Annotated in this window: 15 protein-coding genes; 9 read left to right on the plus strand and 6 right to left on the minus strand. The window is 66.6% G+C overall.

Features of this window, described 5'->3' with window-relative positions; all coding sequences use genetic code 11:
• Positions 1-194: 194 nt before the first annotated feature.
• On the plus strand, positions 195-1,358 hold the full coding sequence (locus EGT50_RS13740; protein WP_127955202.1) for an FAD-binding oxidoreductase: 1,164 nt from the start codon (positions 195-197) through the stop codon (positions 1,356-1,358).
• 58 nt (positions 1,359-1,416) lie between these two features.
• On the plus strand, positions 1,417-2,187 hold the full coding sequence (locus EGT50_RS13745; protein WP_127955203.1) for an FAD-binding oxidoreductase: 771 nt from the start codon (positions 1,417-1,419) through the stop codon (positions 2,185-2,187).
• A gap of 88 nt (positions 2,188-2,275) precedes the next feature.
• Here the strand turns inward: EGT50_RS13745 and EGT50_RS13750 are convergent, their stop codons facing one another.
• The 5 genes from EGT50_RS13750 to dnaK all read right to left on the minus strand — a co-directional run bounded on the left by EGT50_RS13750 (position 2,276) and on the right by dnaK (position 8,133).
• Positions 2,276-3,853 carry an AMP-binding protein gene (locus EGT50_RS13750; protein ID WP_127955204.1) on the minus strand — a complete coding sequence of 526 codons (1,578 nt, stop codon included), beginning with the start codon at positions 3,851-3,853 and terminating at the stop codon, positions 2,276-2,278.
• A 201-nt stretch (positions 3,854-4,054) separates the two neighbouring features.
• Complete coding sequence (locus tag EGT50_RS13755; RefSeq protein WP_127955205.1) at positions 4,055-4,462, minus strand: heat shock protein transcriptional repressor HspR; 408 nt, start codon at positions 4,460-4,462, stop codon at positions 4,055-4,057.
• A 32-nt stretch (positions 4,463-4,494) separates the two neighbouring features.
• The gene (dnaJ, locus tag EGT50_RS13760; protein WP_127955206.1) at positions 4,495-5,667 is read right to left on the minus strand and encodes a molecular chaperone DnaJ; all 1,173 of its coding nucleotides are present in this window, start codon (positions 5,665-5,667) and stop codon (positions 4,495-4,497) included.
• 34 nt (positions 5,668-5,701) lie between these two features.
• Positions 5,702-6,295, minus strand: a complete 594-nt coding sequence (grpE, locus tag EGT50_RS13765) for a nucleotide exchange factor GrpE (protein WP_127955207.1) — start codon at positions 6,293-6,295, stop codon at positions 5,702-5,704.
• On the minus strand, positions 6,292-8,133 hold the full coding sequence (dnaK, locus tag EGT50_RS13770; RefSeq protein ID WP_127955208.1) for a molecular chaperone DnaK: 1,842 nt from the start codon (positions 8,131-8,133) through the stop codon (positions 6,292-6,294). The genes grpE and dnaK overlap by 4 nt, the downstream gene beginning before the upstream one ends.
• Before the next feature lie 363 nt (positions 8,134-8,496).
• On the opposite strand from dnaK, the gene EGT50_RS13775 reads away from it, so the two are divergent.
• The 4 genes from EGT50_RS13775 to EGT50_RS13790 all read left to right on the plus strand — a co-directional run bounded on the left by EGT50_RS13775 (position 8,497) and on the right by EGT50_RS13790 (position 16,331).
• Complete coding sequence (locus tag EGT50_RS13775; RefSeq protein ID WP_127955209.1) at positions 8,497-9,918, plus strand: phytoene desaturase family protein; 1,422 nt, start codon at positions 8,497-8,499, stop codon at positions 9,916-9,918.
• 175 nt (positions 9,919-10,093) lie between these two features.
• The gene (locus EGT50_RS13780) at positions 10,094-11,491 is read left to right on the plus strand and encodes a S1 family peptidase (protein ID WP_127955210.1); all 1,398 of its coding nucleotides are present in this window, start codon (positions 10,094-10,096) and stop codon (positions 11,489-11,491) included.
• A gap of 147 nt (positions 11,492-11,638) precedes the next feature.
• Positions 11,639-12,961: a S1 family peptidase gene (locus tag EGT50_RS13785; protein WP_127955211.1), complete on the plus strand. Its 1,323-nt coding sequence runs from the start codon at positions 11,639-11,641 to the stop codon at positions 12,959-12,961.
• A 364-nt stretch (positions 12,962-13,325) separates the two neighbouring features.
• Positions 13,326-16,331, plus strand: coding sequence for a (Fe-S)-binding protein (locus tag EGT50_RS13790; protein ID WP_235870748.1), 3,006 nt, complete (start codon positions 13,326-13,328; stop codon positions 16,329-16,331).
• 228 nt (positions 16,332-16,559) lie between these two features.
• On the opposite strand, the gene EGT50_RS13795 is transcribed toward EGT50_RS13790, so the two are convergent.
• Complete coding sequence (locus tag EGT50_RS13795) at positions 16,560-18,509, minus strand: S9 family peptidase (RefSeq protein ID WP_127955212.1); 1,950 nt, start codon at positions 18,507-18,509, stop codon at positions 16,560-16,562.
• Between the two features lie 36 nt (positions 18,510-18,545).
• Here EGT50_RS13795 and EGT50_RS13800 point away from each other — a divergent pair, with 36 nt between their 5' ends.
• The 3 genes from EGT50_RS13800 to EGT50_RS13805 all read left to right on the plus strand — a co-directional run bounded on the left by EGT50_RS13800 (position 18,546) and on the right by EGT50_RS13805 (position 20,717).
• Positions 18,546-18,962: a TIGR03668 family PPOX class F420-dependent oxidoreductase gene (locus tag EGT50_RS13800; RefSeq protein ID WP_127955213.1), complete on the plus strand. Its 417-nt coding sequence runs from the start codon at positions 18,546-18,548 to the stop codon at positions 18,960-18,962.
• Positions 18,963-19,094: 132 nt separating this feature from the next.
• Positions 19,095-19,271, plus strand: coding sequence for a hypothetical protein (locus EGT50_RS17065; protein ID WP_164873413.1), 177 nt, complete (start codon positions 19,095-19,097; stop codon positions 19,269-19,271).
• Positions 19,272-19,454: 183 nt separating this feature from the next.
• Positions 19,455-20,717, plus strand: coding sequence for a pyridoxal phosphate-dependent aminotransferase (locus tag EGT50_RS13805; RefSeq protein WP_127955214.1), 1,263 nt, complete (start codon positions 19,455-19,457; stop codon positions 20,715-20,717).
• Positions 20,718-20,850: the final 133 nt, after the last annotated feature.

Here is a 20,850-nt window from a genome sequence, read left to right on the forward strand (position 1 = left end):
TACGTCGACCGGCCTGTCCCTCTCCTCAACGAACGAAATGTTGAGTCTGTTCCGCTCAACTTCGACGATCCCATGAAGATTTGCCCCAAAGTGGGCAAGGGCACCGATCGAGCTCGACTCGATACGGTGCACACTGGTTACCGGTTCCGGCACGCCTTCGAGGTCGGGACACGGAACACGCGAGGGAGGACGACGTGCACACGGCCGAGATCGGGCTCATCCGCTCACACTTCGCCGACGTCGTCTCCACCCCCGACCGTCGCGACCGTTTCGCCCGCACGTTCTACACCAGCTTCTTCGCACGGTTGCCGCAGTGTCGTTCCCTGTTCCCGGCCGGCATGGACGGACAACGCGTCAGGTTCGTCGCCGCACTCGAATACATCGTGCGCGGGCTCGACGACACCGACCGACTGCTGGCGTTCCTCGCTCAATTGGGTCGCGACCACCGCAAGTATGGCGTGCAGGGCAACCACTATGCGGCCGCGGCGAACGCGCTGCTCGACGCGATCCGGGACGTCGACTCGGACGTACCGTGGAACAGGGCCGCCGACTCGGCGTGGCGCAAATTCATCGCCCTCATCACCACCACGATGTCCGACGCCGCCGACTCCGACGACTTCCCGGCGCTCTGGGAGGCCACGGTCGTCAGCCACGAACGGGTGCTGCGCGACCTCGCTGTCATCCGCCTCGAATGCGATTCGCCAGTCCCCTACGCCCCCGGCCAGTACGTGAGCGTCCAGATTCCGCAGCGCCCGCAGATGTGGCGCTACCTGTCTCCGGCCATCCCCACCAACCCGTTCGGCCAACTCGAGTTCCACGTCCGTCGGGTCTCCGGCGGATGGGTGAGCCCGGCGATGGTCAACCAAACCTCCATCGGCGACCGCTGGCGAATCAGTTCCCCGCTCGGCGGCCTGCACGTGGACACCGACACCGGACGGGACGTGCTGATGATCGCCGGCGGTACCGGCCTGGCCCCGTTACGTGCCCAGGTCATGGACATGGCGCACCGTGGAATCAATCCACGAGTGCACCTGTTCGTGAGCGGCGTGTACCCGTGCGACCTGTACGACATCGAGACCCTGTGGCACCTGTCGCTCAGCAACCCATGGCTCACCGTCGTCCCCGTCTCCGAGGAGGACGAGAACCCTTGGTGGCACCCCTATCCCGTGCCCGAGCCGCCGCACGGCATGCACCAGAGGCTGCGTGGGCCTATCGGTGCCGTCGTGAGCCAGTTCGGGTCGTGGGCCGACCGCCAGGTGCAGATCTGCGGCTCGCCGTCGATGGTCAAGACCACCGCGTACGCCCTGCAGCGGGCCGGGACACCGGTCGAATCGATCTCGTACGACCCGCTGCGCTGACGGGCGGACGTCACCGAAGACCGACACCGAGTACCGACAACCCGGAGGCAACATCGCCATGGAGCAGCAGCCGAGCTGGACCGCGACCGTCGTCCAACACCACCGCCTGCGCAAGGACCTCGCTGTGGTGCGCCTCGTGGGCGAGCCCGTCCCGTTCCGCTCCGGCCAGTATGTCGACGTCACCGTCCCGCAGTTCCCGCGGCTGCCGCGGCGCCTCTCGCCGGCGTTGCCGCCGTCCCTCGACGGCAAACTCGAGTTCCACGTGCGGGCCATCCCCGGAGGCTGGGTGAGCGGCAGCATAGTCGCCGACACCGCACCCGGGGATCAGTGGCAGATCTCCTCGCCGCGGGGCGAACTCACAGTCGACGAAAACGGCCCGACGATCGTGATGGTCGCGGGCGGAACAGGACTGGCGCCGCTACGCTCGATCATCCTCGACCTCACCCAACTGGAGAAACCCCCGCAGGTGTACCTGTTCGTCGGTGGACGCACGATCCAGGACTTGTACGCGTCGGACATGCTGTGGATGCTCACCCAGCAATTACCCTGGCTCACAACGATTCCCGTCGTCGAGGACGTCACCGGGCGCGGCGTGCCCGACGAGTGGTACCAGAGGATCCGCGCCGAGATCGGCCCCGACGCCCTCTTCGGGTTCACCGACGACCACCTACTCGAGGGCACCCTGGGCGACGTCGTCGCCGCGCACGGAGCCTTCGTCAACCACCAGGTGCTCGTGTGCGGGTCGCCCGGGATGGTGCACTCCACCCGGGAACGACTGACCGCTACTGGAACTCCGGCCAGGGCGATCCAGTTCGACCCCATCGGGTAGGCCCGGCGGAGTATAGGAACGCCCCGGTGCGCACGGCGGCTTCCCCTCACCGTCGTGCGCGCCGGGGCGCTCCGGATCGACCGCTCGGTCACACCGAGCGAGTCACGCCCTCCCAGAACCGTTTGCGCAGCGCCTTCTTGTCGAGCTTGCCCAGCGGTGTGAGCGGCAGGGCGTCGACGAAGTCGACCGACTTGGGCGCGTGCACCGAACCCTTTGCGGCACGCACACGTTCGACGAGTTCGTCGGCCGGAGCGGTCTGTCCGTCCCGCAGCACGACGCACGCCTTGACGGCCTCTCCCCACTTCTCGTCCGGCACACCGACGACCGCAACCGACGCGACGGCGGGGTGACCCGAGATGACGTCCTCGACCTCCCGTGGGAACACGTTGAATCCTCCGGTAACAATCATGTCCTTCTTGCGGTCCACGATGTAGAGGAAGCCGTCCTCGTCTGCGCGAGCGATGTCACCGGTGTGCAGCCAGCCGCCACGCAGCGCCTCCTCGGTCTCCGCCGGCTTCTTCCAGTAGCCCTTCATCACGAGCGGGCCGCGGACGCAGATCTCACCGAGCTCGCCCTGGGCGACCTCGTTCAGGTCGTCGTCGAGCAGGCGCACGTCGAGCCACGGCACCGGGCGACCGCACGACGCGAGCCGCTCGAGGTTCCCCGGATCGTGCTCCTCCTTGCGCATGACGGTGATCGTCATACCGCACTCGCTCTGCCCGAAGTACTGGAAGAAGATCGGACCGAGCTTCTCGATGCCCTCCTTCAGGCGCGCCGGCGACATCGCGGCCGCACCGTAGAACAGTGTCTGCAGGCTCGACACGTCGCGGGTCTTCAGGTCCGGGTGGTCGAGCAGCATGTAGATCATGGTCGGCACCAGCATGGTCGAGGTGATCCGGTACTTCTCGATCGCCTCGAGAACCGCGCCCGGCTCGAACGCAGGCAGCACGACGAGCGAGCCGCCGCGCAGCAGGGTCGGCACGAAGAACGCCATGCCCGCGTGCGAGAGCGGCGTGCACGCGAGGAACCGCATCTCCTCGGGGAATTGCCACTCGGCCATCTGGATCTGCGGCAGCGTCACACCAGAGCGGAAGGTGTTCACGACGCCCTTCGGCTTGCCGGTGGTGCCGCCGGTGTAGACCATGCTCGACGGGTCGTCGCCGTCCACGTCGGCCGCCACCAGACGCTCGGGGCGCAGCGTCTTCGCCAGTTCGAGAAGGTCCGTACCCACCTTGGACGGCCCGAGCGAGAACAGGTTCTTCAGCGTCGGAACCGTCTCTTTCAGCTCTGCCGCCCGATCCTCGAACGCCGTCGGGTCGAAGATGAGCGTCTCGATCTCGGCGTCACCGAGGATGTAGCTGTGGTCGTCGAGTGATCCCATAGGCGCCAGCGCGGTGTTGCGGCAGCCGAGGATCATTGTCGAACCGGTGCTGATGAGGACTTCGGGACGGTTCTTCGACAGCATCGCCACGGTCGAACCCTTGCCGATCCCGAGCGACGCGAGCGCCTGTGCGAAACAACTGATCTGGTCCCGCATCTGACCGCCGGTGAGCACCACGTCGCCGAGGTAGAGTGCCGGCCGGTCGACGTTGCGTTCGAGTGCCGTGATCAGGAGGTCCGCCAGGAATCGCGGGCGGTGGAGAACGTCGTCGAGCGCGTCGGTCATGTGTGTTCCTTCTGCGTACACGGGACCCGCAGGCATGATGAGCACCCTCACGCCCCGGTCACCCTGTGTGGTCCGGGTCACCGACACGATAGCCGGATTTCTCCCAAACTGGAACCTGTTACACCTGACGGCTCGGGTGGCTCCGCCCGTCGAACCGGGTCCTACGCGACACCGGAGCACCCGGGCGAAGCGCTGAACGGGTCAGCGTTCGCCCCGCGGCTTCCAGACCACGAGCGCGCTGCTGCGCGGAATGGGCACCAGATCCCGGCGGTAGCTGGCATGGATCTGGGCGATCTCGGCAGCCAGCTCGTCGACACGGTGCTGCAGCGCCTCGACCTGGTTGGTCAATTCGATGATGCGTTTGATGCCGGCGAGGTTCACACCCTCGTCCTGGGACAGACGCTGCACCTCACGCAGCAGAGCCACGTCCCGAGGCGAGTACCGACGCCCGCCACCACTCGCGCGGTGCGGGGTGACCAGTCCGAGCCGGTCGTAGTTGCGGAGCGTCTGCGCGTGCATACCAGCCAGTTCGGCAGCCACCGAGATGACGAACACGCGCGCGTCGGGGTCCGGTGGGACCTCGGACTGCTTGCGTTGCTTGTCGCTCATGATCGTTCACCTGCCCGGTCTGTTGCGGACTGTCAGACGCCGGCCCACCCTGCTCGCGGATCGAATCCACTGGTCTTCTCGGCCTTCAGGTACGCCTGGAGTGCCTCGGTAGCGGGGTCGTCGAGCTTCTGCGGCACCGCAACCTTCACGGTCACGAGCAGATCGCCCGCGCCTCCGTCGCGCTTGGGTACGCCCCGCCCGCGCACCCGCAGAACCCGTCCATCGGCGGTTCCGGCCGGAATCTTCACTCCCACACGACCGTCCAACGTAGGCACCGATATGGTCGTTCCGAGCACCAGCTCACCGTAGCTGACCGGCACCACCACCGTCAGGTCGTCGCCGTTGCGTCCGAAGACCTTGTCGGGCCGCACGTGCACCGTGACGTACAGGTCGCCCGACGGCGCACCCCGTAACCCGGCTTCGCCCTGACCCGCCAGCCGAATCCTGGTGCCGTCACTGACACCGGATGGCACGCGAACGGTGATCGTCCGGGTGCGATTGGCAACTCCGTTGCCGTGACAGTCGGGGCAGGGGTCGTCGATGATCGACCCGGTACCGCGACAGTCGTCGCACGGCTCGCTGAATCCGAACGCCCCTTGGTTACGGGTGACGACGCCGGTTCCGTTGCAGCGCGGGCAAACCCGCGGGCTGGTTCCGGGCTTGGCGCCGCTGCCGTGACATGTCGTGCACGGCGACGGGCTGGTCAGACGCAGTGGAACGGTGACGCCCTGGGCGGCCTCGCGGAACTCGAGCGTCGTCTCGGTCTCGACGTCGCTGCCCCTGCGCGGACGCGTACTCCCCGCGGTCCGGCCGCCGCGATTGAACAGGCCGCCGAAGATGTCACCCAAACCGCCATCGCCGCCGGTGGCACCGCCGGCACCACCGCCGAAGAGGTCACCCAGGTCGAATCCGCCATTGAATCCGCCTGGGCGGGTTGTGTATCCCGCGCCAGGACCGAACCCGCCGCTTGCGAACAAGCGGCGGGCCTCGTCGTACTCCTTGCGTTTTGCTGGGTCGGAGAGGACGGCATGCGCCTCACTCACCGACTTGAAACGCTCCTCCGCCTTGGGGTCACCCTGGTTGGCGTCGGGATGCAGATCCCGGGCCAGCTTTCGGTACGCCCGCTTGATCTCGTCGGCGGAGGCGTCCGAAGAGACACCCAGGTCCTTGTAGAAGTCCTTCTCGATCCACTCCCGTTGACTCACTGGGCGCCTCCTCCTCTCATCATTTCCTGTTCAGCTACTCGGCGACCGCATCGGATGCGGGTTCGCCGTTGGTCACGGTCACCATCGCGGTCCGCAGAACCCGCTCACCGAGACGGTAACCCTTGCGCAGCACCGTGCCGAGGACAGGGTTGTCGCCGTCGCCCTCCATCTGCACGGCCTCATGCAGCTCCGGGGAGAAGGCGTCGCCTTCCGCGCCGAACCCGACGAGCCCGAGGCCGTCGAGGACGCCGGACAGCTTGTCCGACAACGCCTTCATCGGCCCGGTCTCGAGATCCCCATGGGAGCGGGCCCGATCGAGGTCGTCGACGACATCGAGGAACTTGCTCACCACCGCGATCCGCTCGTCTTCGACCGCACGGTCGATGCGGGTCCGGGAGTTGCGGTGGAGATTGGCGATCTCCGCCTTGGCATAGCCCAACTCCGTCGCGAACTGATCGCGTTCGGCGGTCACCTTGCCCAGCTCATCCGTTTCGAGCGCACCGGCGTCGGCCGGCTCCGCGCCGACCTCGGCCTCGGGGGCGAACGAGACAGGCTCGTCGGTGTCGAAAGGGTCGACCACCTTGCCGTCGGTGATTACCGGGTCACGCTCGGGGTGCTCGCCGGTCACTTCTTGTCCTGATCGCTCGGCTCGTCGACGACCTCGGCGTCGACGACATCGCTGTCGGCCGGACCGGCACCGTCACCCGAGGCGGCGGCGTCGGCGGCCTGCGCCTCGTAGATCGCCTGCCCGAGGGCCTGCGACTCGGTCGACAGCTTCTCGACCGCCGACTTCACGGCAGCGATATCGGTGCCGGCCAAGGCCGTCCTTACCTCGCCGATCGCGGACTCGACCTTCTCCTTGACGTCGGCGGGCACCTTGTCCTCGTTGTCCTTGATGAACTTTTCGGTCTGGTGCACCAGCGAATCAGCCTGGTTGCGAACCTCGGCCTCCTCGCGGCGGGCCTTGTCCTCCTCGGCGTGCGCCTCGGCGTCCTTGACCATCCGGTCGATCTCTTCCTTGGACAGGCCGGAGCCGTCCTGGATCTTGATCGTGTTCTCCTTGCCGGTGCCCTTGTCCTTCGCGGTGACGTGAACGATGCCGTTCGCGTCGATGTCGAAGGTGACCTCGATCTGGGGCACGCCGCGCGGGGCCGGCGGGATCCCGGTCAGTTCGAAGGAGCCCAGCAGCTTGTTGTGCGACGCGATCTCGCGCTCACCCTGGAACACCTGGATCTGCACCGACGGCTGGTTGTCGTCGGCGGTGGTGAAGGTCTCCGAACGCTTGGTCGGGATGGTGGTGTTGCGCTCGATGAGCTTGGTCATCACGCCACCCTTGGTCTCGATGCCGAGCGACAGCGGGGTGACGTCGAGGAGCAGAACATCCTTGACCTCGCCCTTGAGCACGCCGGCCTGCAACGCTGCTCCGACTGCCACGACTTCGTCAGGGTTCACGCCCTTGTTCGGCTCACGGCCACCGGTGAGCTCACGGACCAAGTCCGCCACCGCGGGCATGCGGGTCGAACCGCCGACGAGCACGACGTGGTCGATCTCCTTGACCGTGATACTGGCGTCCTTGATGACCTGCTGGAACGGAGCACGGGCACGGTCCAGCAGATCCGACGTGATCTTCTGGAACTCGCTGCGGGTGAGCTGCTCGTCGAGGAACAGCGGGTTCTTGTCCGCGTCGACGGTGATGTAGGGCAGGTTGATGGAGGTGCTCTGCGAGCTGGACAGCTCGATCTTCGCCTTCTCAGCGGCCTCACGCAGGCGCTGCAGGGCCATCTTGTCCTTGGTGAGGTCGATGCCGTTCTGCGCCTTGAACTTCTCGACGAGCCAGTCGACGATGCGCTGATCCCAGTCATCGCCACCGAGGTGGTTGTCACCGGACGTCGCGCGAACCTCGACGACGCCGTCGCCGATCTCGAGCAGGGAGACGTCGAAGGTGCCGCCGCCGAGGTCGAAGACCAGGATGGTCTGTTCCTTCTCGCCCTTGTCGAGGCCGTACGCGAGTGCGGCCGCGGTGGGCTCGTTGACGATGCGCAGGACGTTCAGGCCCGCGATCTGGCCGGCCTCCTTGGTGGCCTGACGCTGCGAGTCCTCGAAGTAAGCCGGGACAGTGATCACGGCGTCGGTGATCTCCTCACCGAGGTACGCCTCGGCGTCCCGCTTGAGCTTCATCAGCGTGCGGGCGCTGATCTCCTGTGGCGTGTACTTCTTGTCGTCGATCTCCACGGTCCAGTCGGTGCCGATGTGGCGCTTGACCGAGCGGACGGTGCGGTCGACGTTGGTGACCGCCTGGTTCTTGGCGGGCTGACCGACGAGCACTTCACCGTTCTTGGCGAAGGCGACGATCGACGGGGTGGTCCGTGAACCCTCGGAGTTGGCGACCACTACGGGCTCGCCACCTTCGAGTACAGACACGACCGAGTTGGTGGTCCCGAGGTCGATTCCGACCGCACGAGCCATAGTGATCCCTCACTTTCCTTCCCTGCAGCTTCGTGAACTGCGGTTTTGCTTCTCTACGCTGAGCCGATGAGCCCCAGATGAGCGTATACGGCTCAAGTTTGCATACGACTCTCGTCGAAGTCAATTTGAAACTTGAGCCCAGCCCACTCAGGTCCTCGAAAGGCTCAACGGACCGGGAAGCGGGTTTGTTCCCAGTCGGGTTCGTCCCCGGTCGGGTTCGGCCCCCGTCGGGTTTGATTACAGCCTGGGCAATGGTCGATACGATTTCCGTGTGGACACCGTCGGCGATTGCGGGGCACCGAACACATCGATCTCGTACCGACCGCCGGCAGACCCGCCGGACCGGAATACGGTGACTGCTCGATGACTGACGCCGTCGTCGTCGGTGCCGGCCCCAACGGCCTGGCCGCGGCCGTCACGCTTGCGCTGCACAAAGTCGCGGTCACCGTCTACGAAGCCGACGACACCATCGGCGGCGGCGCCCGGACCACCGAGCGGACCATCCCCGGGCTACTGCACGACGACTGCTCTGCCGTGCATCCGATGGGTGCGGCGTCACCCTTCTTCCGCTCGCTCGACCTCGCCACGTACGGACTCGAATGGTGCCGCCCCGAGATCGACCTTGCCCATCCACTCGACAACGCGGTAGCGGGCGTGTTCACACGCTCGATCACAGAGACCGCCGATCGACTCGGCCCGGACGGACCGTCGTGGCGACGATTGTTCACCCCTCTGACCGAGCGCTTCGACGAACTCGCCGACGAAGTCCTGCGACCGATCGCACACCTGCCACAGCACCCGATCACGTTGGCACGCTTCGGCAGCGGTGCGCTGACCCCGGCGGCGATGACTGCGAGACGCTGGCGCACACAGCAGGCACGGGCCCTGTTCGGCGGCGTCGCGGCTCACGCCTACTACCCGCTGACCAGGCCGACGACGTCGGCAGTGGGCTTGCTGATGCTGGCCGCCGGTCACCGATATGGTTGGCCCGTCGCCCGCGGGGGTTCACGCTCGATCACCGACGCGCTGGCTGCGATCCTGCGCGCACATGGCGGACGGATCGAGACCGGCCGCAGGGTCCGATGGCTCGGAGAACTGCCGCGAACCGACGTCACGATGCTGGACCTGTCACCGGCCGGCGTCATCGAACTGGCCGGAAACCGGTTGCCGCCCCGAGTCGCCCGCGCATACCGCAGATACCGGTACGGGCCGGCGGCGTTCAAGCTCGACCTCGCGGTCGAGGGAGGAATCCCCTGGCGCGACGACGCGTGCCGCCGTGCCGGGACGGTCCATCTGGGCGGAACCTTCGGCGAGATCGCGACCACCGAACGAGACCTGCACCGCGGCCGCATGCCGGAACGCCCCTTCGTTCTGATCGGTCAGCAGTACCTGGCCGACCCGTCGCGCTCGGCGGGCAGCGTGCATCCGGTGTGGGCGTACGCCCATGTACCGCACGGGTACACCGGCGACGCGACCGAGGCGATCCTCCGTCAGATCGAGCGGTTCGCCCCCCGGACGCGCGAGCGTATCGTCGACAGCTTCAGCCGCTCAGCTGTCGAGATGCCCGCTTACAACCCCAACTACGTGGGCGGCGACATCGCATCCGGCGCCAACGATCCTCTGCAGATACTGTTCCGGCCGCGGATCGCTCTGGACCCCTACACGACCGGCATCCCCGGCGTCTACATCTGTTCCGCCTCGACGCCTCCCGGCGGCGGCGTGCACGGTATGGGCGGCTACAACGCGGCCAGGGCGGCGCTGCGCCGACTGGAGCGCACCGGATAGAGCGGGCAAAGGCATCGTCGGACAGCTTCAGCGTGGGGAACCGGAGCGGGGGCACTCGCGCCACGGCGAAGTGGAGTCGTTCGACTTGTGAAGCAAGAGTACAAATTCCCGGGCATGTCGGGTGTGTCTTGCCCTATTGTGGGTGGCCGATCCCGAAGACCCTGAAGGAAACCAAGTGCGAATCTCGCTGGCGCCGCGCGCCGCAGTGCAGTTGTTGGCCCGCCGCGTCGCAGCCGTTGGGTCCTCGGCGCTCCTACTTGCCGTACCTGTTGCCGCTTCGGCGCAGGCCGAACCTTCCGGAACCTCCACTTCCGGAACCCCGAGCACACAGGTCAGCCAGTTGTCGGCAGCGGAACTGCCCGCCGACATGGTTGAGGCGATCACCCGGGATCTGAAGATCAGCCCGCAGGAGTACCTGGACCGGGCCGCCCGCGCGCAGGAACTCAACTCGTATGCGACAGACTTCCGTGCTGCACGCCCCGAGGAGTTCTCGGGTGCGTGGATGGACGGCGACGGCTACCCCGTGGTGGCGGTGACAACCACGGCTGCCGCAAAGACCGCCACACTTGACGGGTACCGCACCCAGATGGCGCCGGTCTCTGCAGAGGGACTCGAGCGTTCGCTCGCCGATTTCAACCGCTGGGTCTCGCAACTGCCCGGCCAGATCGCTTCTCAGATCGGGCCCGCCTCGATCGACTTCCTGAACAGTCAGATCGTGGTCGACATCGCGAACAGCCCGCTCGGCCGCTCCATCGATCTTCCGACGCTGATCGCGGACATCAAGGTGCAACTGAAGGCGCCCGGACCGGTCCCCGTCGAACGGGTTCCCATGGGAGGCGACACGTACGTGACGTTTCCTGAGAACCCAGCGAGCACGACTCCCGACGAGGTCGGCGTCTGCTCCTTTGGATTCAGTAGTACTGACCGGCACGGCAATGCGATCAACATCAGCGCGGGGCACTGCGATCCCGCACCGGGCACCGGCACCGAGGTGTACGTGCCGACCAGCGCGAACATCGCCGAAGTTGTCCAGGTAGGCAGCTTCGAACACTCCCAACTCGGTGGCCCCGAGGCCCTCGACTACTCCCTGATCCGCCTCAACGACACCGGTGTGCGCGCCGGACTCGACCGTCCTGTGATCCGCGGCGCCGGCGGCAGCACCCTCACCGTCACGGGTACGGCGGTGCCGGTCGTCGGCGCACCGATCTGCAAGTCCGGAGAGGCATCGGGGTTCACCTGCGGCGTCGTGACCTATGACCGGGTCGAGGCCGAGCTCATGACGTTCGACGAGGACGAAACCCACACCGTCTACGGATTCGCTGGCAGCGCATGCACTCTGGCCGGCGACAGCGGCGGCGCGATCGTCACCGGCACTCTGGCCCTGGGCATCACCAGCGGATCCAACAGCGCCGTCGCACCCAGCTGCACCGCGGCCAACTTGGTTCTCTCGTTCGACGGTGGAACGTCCAGCCTCGGCATTCCGATCCAGAGCATCCTCAACGCGGCTGACAATTCCTCCGGGGGCGGGTTCGGCTCCGGCCTCACGGTGCGCACAGGCACTGCACGCGACTGACGAATCGCCCACACCGAGTTACGTGTATCGGTGGGCATGGGGGCCCTATAGTCGAACGCAACTCGGGGCGCCCGTAGACGCCGGGTGCTCCTCTCTGTAGACCTAGGCGTCTATGGGCGCCCAGGGCGGACGGAAGAAGGGCCCGTCATGCGAAGCTTGCTCGCACGTCGTGCTGCGGTGTTCGGTTCTGCCGCGCTCCTCCTACTCGGCCCCGCGACCACCGTCGCGCAGGCCGAACCCGCGGCATTACCCGCGGAGTCCGAGTCCGGGATCTCCGATCAGCACGCCCAACTCCCGGCCGAAATGATCGATGCTCTCCAAAGGGACCTCCAACTCACCCCCGCCCAGTACTTGGAGCGGTCCGCACTCGCTCAACGACTCGGCGAGTTCGCTGAGGTCGCGCGCACCCAGTTCCCGGAGGCCTTCGCCGGCGCATGGATCGACCCGTCCGGCGCCCCCGTCGTCGGCCTAGCCGAGAACGGCCGCGACTCCGCACGAGCTGCCGTCGAGCAGGCGGGGTTCACGAGCGCGGATGTCGAGCGAAGCCAGGGCCAGCTCGAATCCACTCGCGCGGGGCTTGCCGCCTGGATCGGCACCCTGCCCCCGGATATCGCACAGTTTGTCGGTGGAGCGACCATCGACGTCGCCAACAACGATGTTGTGTTGCGGGCCGACAACCGCGCGGGCGACCTCCTCGAGCTGGTGCCCCCGTTCCTGAGGGAAGCCGCCCGAGTGGTGCTCGCTCCCGCCTTCGCGCCGCTGGAGCCTGCGATTTCGTCCTCTGTGCCCGCGCAGTACGCCGGAGATGCGTTCCTCGGAGGTGATCCGTACGTCGCTACCGGAGGCGGCGTGGGGTTGCAGTGTTCGCTCGGGTTCAATGCGCTCGACGGCAACGGGGCACCCGTCAATATCAGCGCAGGCCACTGCGACCCCGATCGCACCACCGCAGGCACGGAGCGCGCCTCCCGGGTGGAGGGCATGTCCGGACCTGTGATCGGCACGTTCGAGAGGACAAGCCTCGACGGGTACGACTACTCGATCCTTCGGCCCACTGCGGCTTCGGCACCGCGGTTCGCGAACAACGGCGTACGGGTCCCGTACGCTGCACCGCTCCAGGTCACAGGCACCGCTAGCCCTGTCGTCGGCGCTCCCGTCTGTAAGACCGGTAGCACGTCCGGGTTCAACTGTGGTGTCGTGACCGCGGTCAACCAATCGGTCCACGTCGGCGAGCGCGTCCTCTACGACGGCTTCGCCACCAACCTGTGCGCACTGGAGGGCGACAGCGGCGGACCCATCGTTACCGGCACCCTCGCCCTCGGCATCTCGAGCGCGTCGAACGTCGGCGACTACCCCTTGTGCGCACTCGCGAACCTCGAGACCTCCCTGATGGGCGACAGCCCGGAACTGATCGCCACCCCGATCAACTCGATCCTGAACCAGAATCCCGGGCTGAGGCTCCGGACGTCGTAAACCCGCACAGCAGATGGGGCCCGACTCCTCGAGGAAGCGGGCCCCTTCGGATGCGTCAAATCACCGGCCCGTCAGCCGAGTTAGGTCTACCTACGCGACACCAGCCACAGGGCACCGCATACCGTTAACCCAATCCAGCCCGGATCGAGCGGTTCACCCAGACCCGCGAGTGACGCGTTAGAGCATCCTCACCACCCTCCGAACGTCGCGTCTGGAGGCAAAGATGCAGGAAGCCGTGCCACGCGCTATGTTACTGACAGGTAGAAACCCTAAGTTACTGGCCAGTAACTTAGAAGCGGTTACGATCTGTGGCTGAGCTGACCCCAGGCGGCACGCGTGCTGCCCCGAAACGAAAGGCCTCGACATGAACGCCCTGACGATCACGTTGGGCACAATCGGCGTGCTATTGAGCATTCCCGCGTGGGGGTCATTCTTCCTCGGCGTGTGGAAGATCGTCAGCGCCATCCGGATCGGTCAGCCCGCCCCAGACCGCTGGCGACCGTTCTTCCCGCGGTTCAAGCAGATGGTTGCGGAGATCCTCGCGCACACCCGTATGAACAAGTTCCGCACCGTCGGCTGGGCGCACTGGCTTGTGATGATCGGATTCTTGCTGGGATCGATCGTTGCGATGGAGGCCTACATCCAGACCTTCAACCCAGAAGGAGGCTGGCCGCTCATCGGCGGAACCGCCGTCTACCACTTCGTTGATGAATTGCTGGGAATCGGCACCGTCATCGGCATCATCGCCCTGGTCATCATTCGCCAGCGAAACCACCCACGCGGGCCCGCGCGGCTCTCACGGTTCGGTGGTTCCAACTTCCGCGCGGCATACTTTGTCGAAGCGGTTGTCCTCATCGAGGGCCTCGGCATGATTCTCGTAAAGGCCGGCAAGATTGCCACCTACGGTCATGCCAATCCGTGGACCGACTTCTTCACCATGCGCGTCGCCGAGTTCATCCCGGGTAGCCCGGGACTTGTCTCCGTCTTTGCGTTCGTCAAGCTGATGTCGGCCATGATCTGGCTGTACATCGTCGGCCGGAACATCAATTGGGGTGTCGCCTGGCACCGCTTCTCTGCTTTCTTCAACATCTACTTCCAGCGTGAGGACGACGGTGACGTCGCTCTCGGTGCGGCCAAGCCGATGATGTCCAAGGGCCGCGCGCTCGACATGGAGAACGTCGATCCCGATACCGACACCCTCGGTGCCGGCCGGATCGAGGACTTCTCGTGGAAGGGTTGGCTGGACTTCACCACCTGCACCGAGTGCGGTCGCTGCCAATCGCAGTGCCCTGCCTGGAACACCGGCAAGCCGCTGTCGCCCAAGCTGTTCATCATGTCCCTGCGCGACCACGGCTACGCCAAGGCCCCGTACCTGCTGGCTGGAGGCCGCAAGGACATGGGCGGCGACGAAGTCGGGCTGGTCGACGCCGAGGGCAAGGTCCTCGAGGACAAGCTCGCCGCAATCCCGGAGGCTGCTCGCGCCGAGGCCGAGCGCCCCCTGGTCGGCGAGTCGGTCGAGGGTGAACTCGGCGGCATCATCGACCCCGAGACCTTGTGGTCCTGCACCACGTGCGGTGCGTGTGTCGAGCAGTGCCCGGTGGACATCGAGCACGTCGACCACATCATCGACATGCGCCGCTACCAGGTCCTGATCGAGTCGGACTTCCCGTCCGAGCTGGCGGGTCTGTTCAAGAACCTCGAGAACAAGGGCAATCCCTGGGGCCAGAACGCCAAGGACCGCCTCAACTGGATCAACGAGATGGACTTCGAGATCCCGGTCTACGGCCAGGACGCGGATTCCTTCGAGGACTACGAGTACCTGTTCTGGGTCGGCTGCGCCGGCGCCTACGAGGACCGCGCGAAGAAGACCACCAAGGCCGTCGCCGAACTGCTGGCGACCGCGGGCGTGAAGTTCATGGTCCTCGGCGCCGAGGAGACCTGCACCGGCGACTCGGCCCGCCGAGCGGGCAACGAATTCCTGTTCCAGCAGCTCGCTATGCAGAACATCGAGCTGCTGAACACGGTGTTCGACGGCACCCCGGACAACAAGCGCAAGATCGTCGTCACGTGCGCGCACTGCTTCAACGCGCTCGGCAACGAGTACCCGCAGGTCGGCGGTGCCTACGAGGTCGTCCACCACACGCAGCTGCTCAACCGCCTGGTGCGGGCGAAGAAGCTCGTCCCCGTCGCCAAGCTCGAAGAGAATGTCACCTACCACGACCCGTGCTACCTGGGCCGTCACAACAAGGTGTACGACGCGCCGCGTGAACTGATGGAGGCGTCGGGCGCAAACCTTGCGGAGATGCCACGCCACGGCGAGCGTTCCATGTGCTGTGGCGCCGGTGGTGCCCGGATGTGGATGGAGGAGCAACTCGGCAAGCGCATCAACGTCGATCGCGTCGACGAAGCCCTCACCACGCTGAGCGGGAACGGCGCATCGCCTCAGGGGGCATCGACGCAGAAGATCGCGACGGGCTGCCCGTTCTGCCGCGTCATGCTCACCGACGGCGTCACTGCTCGCCAGGAGCAGGGCCAGGGCGAGGGTGTAGAGGTCGTCGATGTCGCGCAGATGATGCTCGAATCCGTCACGCGTCTCGATCCCGAACAGCTGACTGCGAACATCAAGGTCGAGCAGCGCGAGAAGGTTCCGGCCGCTGCTCCGGCGGCCGCCGAGGCTGCCGCGGCGCCCGCCGCACCGGCTGCCGAACCCGAAGCCGCTCCGGCCGCGAAGGCCGCTCCTGCGGCTGCGCCGGCCCAGGGCAAGGGCCTGCAGATGAAGGGTCTGGCCAAGGCCCCCGGCGCGAAGGCGCCTGGGGCGAAGGCACCGGGCGGCAGGGGCCTGCAGATGAAGGGCGCCGCCAAGGCACCCGGCGCAAAGGCTGCCACGCCGGCACCCGCCGAACCGGCCGCCGAGACGCCCCCGGCACCGACCGCCAAGCCCGGTGGTCTGGGCATGAAGTCCGGCGCGAAGGCACCGGGCGGCAAGGGCCTGCAGATGAAGGGCGCCGCCAAGGCACCCGGCGCAAAGGCTGCCACGCCGGCACCTTCCCCTGAAGCGGCGGCCCCGGCTGCGGAGACTCCGGCTGCTCCCGCGGCACCGACGGCCAAGCCCGGCGGACTCGCCATGAAGGGCGGGGCCAAGGCTCCCGGCGGCAAGGGCCTGCAGATGAAGGGCGGGGCGAAGGCACCCGGCGCCAAGAGCACACCGGCGCCGGCCCCAGCGACGCCCGAGTCCGAGCCCGAGAAGGCCGACGAACCGCAGGCGGAGGCGGCGCCGAAGCAGGAGGCGTCGAGCACGCCTCCGCCGCAGGCCAAGCCGGGCGGACTCGGCTTCAAGGCCGGAGCCAAGGCACCAGGTCGCAAGAAGTAGGCACAGACGAAGGCGCCCTCACCGTCCGCGGTGGGGGCGCCTTCGTCTGTGGTCACGCCTCTCTGCTCCGTCGCGCGGGCAAGTCGACCACATGCCGCAACCGTGGCCGTCACACCCCTGATCCAGCGATCACACACCCGTTCAACGGCGAAAGCCTGTGTGACGCTGTCAAAGGGAGTGTTCAGTCAGGTTGCGGCACCAGCCGTGGAGCGGGCTCCAACGCAACTGCTACGGCCGCCACAGCTCCAACTGCGGGACGCCGGGCGTCTCGAAGCCGAGGACCTGACCGTAGAACGACAGTTCCGCCTCGCGGGCGCTGACGATCGTCTCGGCCTTCCGGAACCCGTGGGATTCACCCGCGTAGGAGAGGTAGGCGTGCGGAATCTGCTTCTGTACGAGTGCATCGCGGAATTGTTCGGCCTGCGACGGCGGCACGATCGGGTCCGAAAGACCCTGCAGCAACAACACCGGACACGACAGTCCGTCGACGTTGTTGACCGGCGCCCGACGGGTGTAGAGGTCGGCGGCCCCCGGCAGCGGGCCGATCAGTCCGTCGACGTACCGGGACTCGAAATCGTGAGTCTCCTTGACGAACTCGACCAGTTCGGCGACGCCGTAGTACGACACACCACACGCGAACACATCTGACGTCGTCAACGCGGACAACACGGTCCATCCACCGGCCGAACCACCTTCGATCGCAAGACGATCCGGGTCGGCAAGCCCCGCGTCTGCGAGACCGCGGACGGCCGCGACGGTGTCCTCGACGTCGACTACTCCCCACTGGCCGCGCAGCCGGTTTCGGTACTCGCGTCCGTATCCGCTCGACCCGCCGTAGTTCACGTCGACGACGCCGATACCGCGGCTCGTGAAGTACGCATACACCGGCTGCAGCGCGGGAGCGACATGTGAGGTGGGCCCGCCGTGCACGAATGCGACGTAGGGAGGCAGTTCGCCATCCGGGGCGTCGTAGTCGGGGTTGTGGGGCGGGTAGACGACCGCATGCACCTCACGTTCCGGGCCCTGGAAGGTCAGCGCCCGCGCCTCGGGCAGGTATGCGACGTCGGGCAGTCCGTCGACCGAGAGCCGAACGTCGGTGAGCGCCCCGGTGTCCAGGTCGAGCATGCGCAGCCCGGACGCGACCTGCGCACCGCCGCAGAGCAGCAGGACCCTGCGTCCGTCTACGTCGCAGATCTGCACCGAAGAGATTCCTTCGGGCTGGACATCACGAAGCTCGCCCGTGGACGGGACGATAAGCCCCAGCGTGTCGGTACCGACGGTGCGGGTAGTGAGAAGGTGACCACCTTCCAGCAACACGTACCAGCGGGCGCCGAGCTGCCACAGTGGGGCGCCGAAGTCGGCGTTCGTCGGGGAGATCGGCTCCACGGCATCGTCGTTCGCCGCGACGCGGTAGAGGTTCCACCAGCCGCTCCGGTCGCTGATCACATTCAGGGTGGATACGTCGGCCCATTCGGGCTGCAGCACCGATTCCTCCGGGCCACCGAGCAGGACATCGACCTTGCCAGAAGCCAGCGTCAGCACGCGCAGTTCGGTCCCGTCCCAGGGCATCTGCGGATGATTCCAGGCGATCCAGGCAAGGCGCTCGCCGTCCGGCGACAGTCGCGGGTAGGCAAGGAAGTCGGAGCCTGCGACGATCGAACGCATCGCCGCCGGGTCGTCCTCCGCGCGTCCGTCGAGTGGGATCGCGCAGATGTCGCGCTTCGGCGTCCCGTCGCGGTAGTACTCGCGCACACACCACACCTCGTCACCGACGATCGTGAGATCGCCGTAGCGATCCGAGGACGGGGTCGGCGACACGGGCGTAATGGGCAGCGGCGCGGCATCGACGGACGGGTCGAACCGGTACAGCCGCTGGTCACTGAATTCGGCAAATACCAGCACCCCGTCGGCGGTCACCGCCCACGCGCCGCCGCCGTACTCGTGCACACGAGTCCGCGCGTTCCACGGCGCCGGCAGGATGTCGACCGGCTCACCGTCCGAGCCGAGACGTCGGATCGCGGACCGACCACCCTCGGTGGGACGCTGCTCCGACCACCACACGGCGTCGGCAACGAAGCAGCCCCCCTCAACCAGGTGCCCGCTGGCGGCGACGTCGGCGGCGGTGATCGGTGAGATCCACGAACCGTAGCGAGCCACGGTCGATGCGTGATGCGCCATAGGGACACACTAGCGATCGAGACGTACTGTTCACCCATGTCCGCACATCTGCCCCTGCGGTTCACCGACGCCCCCGTCGCGCGGTTGGCGACGGTGTCGGCGGACGGCGTTCCGCACGTGGTTCCGGTGGTGTTCGCGGTCGTGCGGGACACGGTCTACACCGCGGTGGATGACAAACCCAAGACCACCCGCCGGCTGAGGCGTTTGGCGAACATCGCCGCGACGGGACGCGCAAGTCTGCTCGTCGATTACTACGACGACGACTGGGCGCAGCTGTGGTGGGTGCGTGTGGACGGCACTGCGGAGGTACTGCCGACCGACGCCGGTGAATCGAGCTCCGCTATCGACTCCCTGGTTGCCAAGTATCCGCAGTATCGGTCGATGCGGCCGTCAGGGCCGGTGGTCGCGGTACGCGTTCAGCGGTGGCGGCAGTGGTCGGCGACGGCGTCCTGAAAGTGTGGAACGCCGGGTTTGTCCCCGGCTGTAACACACCTGTTCGTTTGACGGTCTTGTGGCACAACGCACATCGGGCGACGATGGACACAGTGCGCATTGCGCATGTCATCGGAAGCGAAGGTTCCTCTCATGACACGCAGAATTTCCGCAGCACTCGCCGCTCTCGCGGTCACCCTCTCCCTGGGCGCGTTCGGCGCGCCGGCAGCCTCGGCCTCGTCACTGTCCGAGGCCCAGACCCCCGTACAGGGTTCGGCGCTTTGCCTCGTCATCCCGTTCGGGTCGCTGGTGCTCCCGATCTGCATCTGATCCGGTGTCCGCTGCGAAACCCAGGCCCGTTCGCAGGAGCTCGCGGGCTCCGCCGCTGGCGGGCTGGGCGCGACATTTGCTGTGACGCATGCAACACCAGGCCTCCGGTAGAACGCCATCCGGAGGTGGTAACGGTGCCACGGAAACATGCCGTTCGATACCCGCTTGCACTCGGGTGGAATCATGGGGGCCGTGAGCATTGCAGATTCCCCTCGTCCACGTCGCCCGCAGCGCACGCTGGAGCAGTCCACCAAACTGCAGAACGTGCTGTACGAGATCCGTGGGCCGGTGCACGCGCACGCGGCACGCCTGGAGGCCGAGGGGCATCGCATCCTGAAGCTCAACATCGGTAATCCGGCCCCGTTCGGATTCGAGGCACCCGACGTGATCATGCGAGACATGATCGCCGCCCTGCCCTATGCGCAGGGATACTCGGAGTCCAAGGGCATCCTGTCGGCCCGACGCGCGATCGTCACCCGATACGAGTTGGTGCCCGGATTCCCGGAGCTCGACGTCGACGACATCTACCTGGGCAACGGCGTCTCCGAGCTCATCACGATGACGATGCAGGCGCTGCTCAACGACGGCGACGAGGTCCTCATCCCGGCGCCGGACTACCCGCTGTGGACGGCGATGACCAGCCTGTCGGGCGGCACGCCGGTGCACTACCTGTGTAGCGAGCAGAACGACTGGAACCCCGATATCGCGGACATCGAGTCCAAGATCACGGACAAGACCAAGGCTCTGCTGGTCATCAATCCGAACAACCCGACGGGTGCGGTGTACTCGGCGGAGGTCCTTTCGCAGCTCGTCGACCTCGCACGCAGGCACCAACTACTGCTGCTGGCCGACGAGATCTACGACAAGATCCTCTACGACGACGTCAAGCACGTCTCGCTGGCCACGCTCGCCCCCGATCTGCTCTGCCTCACATTCAACGGCCTGTCGAAGGCCTACCGCGTCGCCGGCTACCGCGCGGGGTGGGTCGCGATCACAGGACCGAAGGATCACGCGTCCGGCTTCCTCGAGGGCTTGGACGTGCTCGCCTCCACCCGGCTGTGCCCCAACGTTCCCGGTCAGCACGCCATCCAGGTGGCGCTCGGCGGACACCAGAGCATCGATGACCTCGTGCTGCCCGGCGGCCGCCTGCTCGAGCAGCGCGACATCGCGTGGGAGCGACTCAACATGATCCCCGGCGTGTCATGCGTCAAGCCGCGCGGCGCGTTGTACGCGTTCCCCCGCCTGGATCCGAACGTCCACGAGATCTACGACGACGAGAAGTTGGTACAGGACCTGCTGCTGCAGGAGAAGATCCTGATGGTCCAGGGCACCGGCTTCAATTGGCCCGACCACGACCACCTGCGCATCGTGACGCTGCCGTGGGCACGCGATCTGGCCGTCGCGATCGAACGGTTCGGCAACTTCCTGTCCAGCTACAAGCAGTAGGCGTGGCCGTGGTGGACGGAGCCCGTGGTGGACGGAGCCCGTGGCCCACACCAAGCGGATCCGCTTCGACCACGGTTGGATGTACTCGCGAAGCGAACGGACTTGCGCAAGGGCGTAGGCCGCTCGTTGTCGA

Origin of the sequence: Rhodococcus xishaensis, from assembly GCF_004011825.1 — a bacterium.
GTDB classification, from domain to species: Bacteria; Actinomycetota; Actinomycetes; order Mycobacteriales; family Mycobacteriaceae; genus Prescottella; species Prescottella xishaensis.